The sequence below is a fragment of the Pseudonocardia pini genome, assembly GCF_013870575.1.
Classification (GTDB): Bacteria; Actinomycetota; Actinomycetes; order Mycobacteriales; family Pseudonocardiaceae; genus Pseudonocardia; species Pseudonocardia pini.
The window spans coordinates 1-1,066 of record NZ_JACBXB010001211.1; the positions used below are offsets into that span (position 1 = coordinate 1).

Annotated in this window: 1 protein-coding gene; it reads left to right on the plus strand. The window is 72.1% G+C overall.

Annotated elements, in window-relative coordinates; all coding sequences use genetic code 11:
• Positions 1 to 332: 332 nt before the first annotated feature.
• Positions 333 to 1,066, plus strand: a 734-nt coding sequence (locus tag H5J29_RS33915; protein ID WP_181784939.1) for a 1,4-dihydroxy-2-naphthoate polyprenyltransferase, incomplete at its 3' end; no start/stop codon positions are given.

A 1,066-nucleotide genomic window follows, 5' to 3' on the forward strand; every position in this document is an offset into this window, starting at 1 on the left:
CGGATGCAGGTGGCGGTCGGGGCCGCCGTCGTCGACGAGGCGTGCCGTCGAGGCCCCCGCCACCTCGGACTGAGCCCCGGTGGGACCACACATCGGGACCCCGCTCACCCCCCCCCCGAAACCTCCTACTCATGCTCGCGTCACCAGGTGAACCTGCCTCAGGGCCTGTTGATCATGCCGATCTGTGATCATCAGGCCCTGACGCAGGATTGATCATGGAACAACCTGCGTGAGGGCCTGTTGATCACGGCGAGGAAGCTGCGTGAGGGCCTGTTGATCACGGCGGGTGGTGGGGCGGCGACCTGCGGGTCGGGTGGGGTTAGGTTTTGCGGGTGGCTTCTCTCGCGCAGTGGGTGGAGGGGGCGCGGCCGCGGACGCTGCCCACCGCCGTGTCTCCCGTGCTCGTCGGCACCGGCGCCGCGATCGGCTCCGGGACCGTCTCGCTCGGCCGGGCGGTGCTCGCGCTGGTCGTCTCGATGGCGCTGGTGATCGGGGTGAACTTCGCCAACGACTACTCGGACGGCATCCGCGGGACCGACGACGAGCGCGTCGGGCCGATGCGGTTGGTGGGCTCCAAGGTGGCCCGCCCGGTCGCGGTGCGCACCGCGGCCTTCGTCTGCTTCGCCGTGGCCGCCCTCGCCGGCCTCACCCTCGTGTCGCTGGCGCAGACCTGGTGGATGATCGCCGTCGGGGCGTTGTGCATCGCGGGCGCCTGGTTCTACACCGGCGGGCGGCGGCCCTACGGCTACGCGGGGCTCGGCGAGGTCGCCGTGTTCGTGTTCTTCGGGCTGGTCGGCACACTCGGCACGGTGCTCACCCAGAGCGGTCCGCCCGGGCCGCTGGCGGTCGTCGGGGCGGTCGGGGTGGGGCTGCTGTGCTGCGCGGTGCTCGTCGCGAACAACCTGCGAGACATCGCCGGGGACACCGAGGTGGGCAAGCGGACCCTCGCCGTCGCGCTGGGCGACCGGGACACCAGGCGCTTCTACGCCGCGCTCGCCCTGCTGCCCTTCGCCCTGACGATCGGGATGGGCGTGCTCAGCCGGCCGGCACTGCTCGGCCTGCTCGC